Source organism: Pseudomonas caspiana (assembly GCF_002158995.1).
GTDB classification, from domain to species: Bacteria; Pseudomonadota; Gammaproteobacteria; order Pseudomonadales; family Pseudomonadaceae; genus Aquipseudomonas; species Aquipseudomonas caspiana.
This window is the reverse complement of record NZ_LOHF01000046.1, coordinates 9,025-12,672: the sequence shown is the minus strand read 5'-3', so window position 1 is coordinate 12,672 and position 3,648 is coordinate 9,025. Positions and strand designations below refer to the sequence as shown.

6 protein-coding genes and 1 pseudogene are annotated in these 3,648 nt (G+C 58.2%); all 7 read left to right on the top strand.

Annotated elements, in window-relative coordinates:
* Positions 1 to 237: pseudogene (locus AUC60_RS27320) on the top strand (hypothetical protein); the annotation flags it as partial.
* Positions 234 to 827 carry a phage baseplate assembly protein V gene (locus AUC60_RS27315; protein ID WP_087274696.1) on the top strand — a complete coding sequence of 198 codons (594 nt, stop codon included), beginning with the start codon at positions 234 to 236 and terminating at the stop codon, positions 825 to 827. The pseudogene AUC60_RS27320 and the gene AUC60_RS27315, both read left to right, overlap by 4 nt.
* A 56-nt stretch (positions 828 to 883) precedes the next feature.
* Entirely contained in the window at positions 884 to 1,105 is a 222-nt protein-coding gene (locus AUC60_RS27310) for a hypothetical protein (RefSeq protein WP_087274694.1), read from the top strand.
* A 5-nt stretch (positions 1,106 to 1,110) separates the two neighbouring features.
* Complete coding sequence (locus AUC60_RS27305) at positions 1,111 to 1,437, top strand: GPW/gp25 family protein (RefSeq protein WP_087274692.1); 327 nt, start codon at positions 1,111 to 1,113, stop codon at positions 1,435 to 1,437.
* Complete coding sequence (locus AUC60_RS27300; RefSeq protein WP_087274690.1) at positions 1,434 to 2,321, top strand: baseplate J/gp47 family protein; 888 nt, start codon at positions 1,434 to 1,436, stop codon at positions 2,319 to 2,321. The genes AUC60_RS27305 and AUC60_RS27300 overlap by 4 nt, the downstream gene beginning before the upstream one ends.
* Positions 2,318 to 2,923 carry a phage tail protein I gene (locus tag AUC60_RS27295; RefSeq protein WP_087274688.1) on the top strand — a complete coding sequence of 202 codons (606 nt, stop codon included), beginning with the start codon at positions 2,318 to 2,320 and terminating at the stop codon, positions 2,921 to 2,923. Before AUC60_RS27300 ends, AUC60_RS27295 begins: the two co-directional genes overlap by 4 nt.
* Positions 2,920 to 3,648, top strand: a 729-nt coding sequence (locus AUC60_RS28255) for a phage tail protein (protein WP_238599654.1), incomplete at its 3' end; no start/stop codon positions are given. The genes AUC60_RS27295 and AUC60_RS28255, both read left to right, overlap by 4 nt.

Here is a 3,648-nt window from a genome sequence, read left to right as displayed (position 1 = left end):
GCTCAAACGTGGGGCCTGGCCGTCGCGCCAGCGCAGTTTATCCAGGCACTGCAAGACTGGACTCAGCCGCATCTGGATGGCTATACGGTCTGGTTGGTGGAGTGGAATCAGGAGGTTTATCTCGGTATTGAACAGTGGCCATGGCCAGACGATTCACCGGGTGAACTGCAGTTGGATGATTACGCAGCTGGGTTCAATGTTGACACCGGCCCGGTTTATCCAGAGGGCTCGCTATGAGCTATGTTAGCGCCGAACACGACCGCATGATTGCCGCCATGCTGATGCCGTGTGTCGTTGTCGGGGTGGATTTAGCTGCACCGGCTGTGCGTGTCAGCAATGGCCAGTGGACCAGCGCCTGGGTGCGGTGGCACAGCCTGGCTGCTGGGAAGGCGAGGCATTGGCGAGCACCAAGCCTGGGCGAACAGGGGGTTTTGTTCAATCCAAGTGGCCAGGCAGGCATGGGCACGTTTATTCCCGGGCTCTACGGCAATGCCGGCGGCCAGCCGGATAACCGGGATCATGTTGAGGTCTGGCGATTTGATGATGGCGGCTCCCTGATTTACGACTGGAAAGCTAGGTCTTACACAATAACACTGCCGACTGGCCGGGTAGTCACCAAAGTTGGCTCGACCGAATCAGTCACCACTGACGACGCTGTCACTGTGACCACCACCAACATCAAGTTGATCGCAGCGGTGGAAATTGAAGGTTCGTTACGCGTAACGCAGAGGATCGAGGTCGCAGGCGCATTACACGCTTCAGGAAGCATCACCAGCGACGCCGATATCCTGGCTGCCGGTAACAGCGACAACCACCACAAGCATTAACTCAAAAAAACACCTGTAGCCCGCCGCGTGCGGGCTTTTTCATGCCTGGAGAAATCATGGCCAAGACCATCGAGAAGCCCGCAAACGAAGAACAAGCCACTGCGGTGCCGGCGTCGTTGACGTTCCGCGATCTGATCTACACGTCACGCACGCTGGTTGTGCCTGGTACCGACCGTACCTACCCGGTGACCAAAAGCCTGGTGGTGGTGCCGGAGTCTGACAAAGAGGCTGTCGCCTTCCTCAAGGCTAGCAGTGAATACTCCGCTCAAGAGGTTTAGGTCAGATGATCGGAATGGACCGTCGCACCGGCTTGCCCATCTCCGGCGTCGAGCATCTGCGGCAGTCCATTGAGGACATCCTCAGCACGCCGATTGGCAGCCGTCGTATGCGTCCCGAGTACGGCAGCAAGATACGTCGCTTTGTCGATCTACCCGTCAACGACGGTTGGAAAAGCGCCGTTCAAGCTGAGGTAGCCAGGGCGCTGTCACGTTGGGAGCCGCGCTTGAAACTGGAGCGCGTCCGGGTGGTAGCAGTAGTCGGCGGGAAGATCACCCTGCAACTGACCGGGCAGTACCTGGGCGATTCCCAGATAGTGGAGGTAACGGCATGAGTACCGTTGATCTGTCGGCGCTGCCCGCGCCGCAAGTGCTGGAAGACCTCGATTTCGAAGAGGTCTATCAGGAAGATCTCGCAACTTTCCGCCTTTACATGGGCGACAGCTGGACCGCTCAGCTTGAAAGCGATCCAGTGGTCAAGCTGCTGGAGGTTGGAGCCTATCGAAAGGTCGGCAATCGTGCGCGGGTCAATGACGCCGCCAAGGCGCTACTGCTGGCTCATGCCAAAGGGACTGACCTTGACCACTTGGCTGCCAACGTCAATCTGCAACGCCTGGTCGTTCAGGCCGAGGATCTGACGGCGGTCCCGCCGGTGAGCGAAGTGCTGGAAGAGCACGATGCGCTGCGCGAGCGGATCCAGCTGGTGTACGAGGGACTGACTACAGCAGGACCCAGAAACAGCTACATCCTTCACGCTCGAAACGCCTCGGGGTTAGTCGCCGATGCATCGGCTGAGAGTCCTTCGCCTGCAACGGTGGTGGTGACGGTGCTGGCCTTGGAGGGCGATGGCACTGCTGATGACGAGTTGCTGGACGTGGTGCGCGCCGGTCTCAATGATGAAGACGTGCGCCCGCTGGGTGACCGGGTCATCGTTCAGGGGGCAGAGGTGCTGCCGTACCGAATCGACGCGGTGGTGCATATGTCTGGTACCGGTTCGGAAAACGAAGCGATTCTGGCCCAGTGCATTCAGCGTCTGACTGACTGGATCAACCCTCGTCGTCGCTTGGGCGTCGAGATCTCTCGTTCAGCCATCGATGCGCAGCTGCACATTAGCGGTGTGCGTAAGGTCGAGCTGACGGATTGGGTGGACATCCCGGTCAGTAAAGCTCAGGCCGCCTGGTGTACAGGGTTTGAAGTGGTGCCTGGAGCTGCAACATGACCAGCCTGATCCCGCTCAATAGCGTCACGCTGGAACGGGGATTGGAAGCGGCCGCTGATGAACTGACGGTCGTCCCACTGCGCACCTTGTACAACCCCGACACCTGTCCGGCGCATCTGCTTTACCAGCTTGCTTGGGCCTGGTCCGTGGACCGCTGGGACAACACCTGGTCAGAGTCCGTTAAACGGGCCGCCATCCGCGCCTCGTTCTACGTCCATAAACACAAAGGAACGATTGGCGCGATTCGCCGCGTCGTCGAGCCGCTGGGCTATTTGGTCCAGGTGCAAGAGTGGTGGGAGACGGTGCCTGAGGGTGTTCCCGGCACATTCGCCCTGGAAGTCGGTGTGCTGGAAACCGGCATTACCGAGCAAACCTATCAGGAACTGGTCTGGCTCATCGATGACGCCAAGCCGCTCAGTCGTCACCTCACAGGATTAGCGATCAGCCTTGAAAGCACTGGTCGCCAGTACATGTCGGCTTGCCTCTACGACGGTGACGAAATCGACGTTTATCCCCCTGTGCCACGTGACATCGACGTCACCGGTTCTTTCGGGCTGGTGGCGCGTGAAACCTCTATCGATACTTTGGATGTCTTCTCATGATTAACCAGAACTCACAGTTCTTTGCCACGCTGACCAACGTCGGCGCGGCCAAGCAGGCGAATGCTGATGCGCTGGGCGTGCCCTGGAAGATTACGCAGATGGCGATTGGTGATGCCAACGGTGCGGATCCTGTTCCGGACGTGAAACAAACCAAGCTGATCAACGAAGTGCGCCGCGCACCTCTGAACCAGTTGAAGATCGATCCGGCCAACGCCTCGGTGATCATTGCCGAACAGGTCATTCCGGCCGATATCGGCGGCTTCTGGATTCGTGAAATCGGTTTGTACGATGCAGATGGTGATTTCGTGGCGGTGGCCAACTGTGCGCCATCATTCAAACCGTTGCTGGTACAGGGGGCCGGCCGCACGCAAGTCGTGCGGTTGAACATCGTCGTGACCAACGCGGGTAACGTTGAGCTGAAAATCGATCCTGCCGTTGTATTGGCGACTCGTACCTACGTCGACGCGTCGATACTTGAGGTATTGCCCAAAAACAAAACGGCGGGCGTTTTCACCCGGGTCAAGGTCAATGATCGGGGCGTGGTTATTCTCGGTGACAACCCTTCCACGCTGGAAGAAAACGGCATCACAGATGCTTATACACAAATTCAGGTCAATGCACTGCTGGCCAAAAAAGGTGCGTTAACCGATCTGCCTTTGCGCGGCTCTGTGTCTTTTACTGTTCCCGGGGTTTTCTCGTGGGTGGTTCCTGCTGGCGTTACAAAA

What these genes read in the sequence shown, in the direction of transcription:
- AUC60_RS27305 (WP_087274692.1), top strand. Translation starts at nt 1,111, where the DNA reads ATGATCGGAATGGACCGTCGCACCGGCTTGCCCATCTCCGGCGTCGAG.
- AUC60_RS27315 (WP_087274696.1), top strand. Translation starts at nt 234, where the DNA reads ATGAGCTATGTTAGCGCCGAACACGACCGCATGATTGCCGCCATGCTG.
- AUC60_RS27295 (WP_087274688.1), top strand. Translation starts at nt 2,318, where the DNA reads ATGACCAGCCTGATCCCGCTCAATAGCGTCACGCTGGAACGGGGATTG.
- AUC60_RS27310 (WP_087274694.1), top strand. Translation starts at nt 884, where the DNA reads ATGGCCAAGACCATCGAGAAGCCCGCAAACGAAGAACAAGCCACTGCG.
- AUC60_RS27300 (WP_087274690.1), top strand. Translation starts at nt 1,434, where the DNA reads ATGAGTACCGTTGATCTGTCGGCGCTGCCCGCGCCGCAAGTGCTGGAA.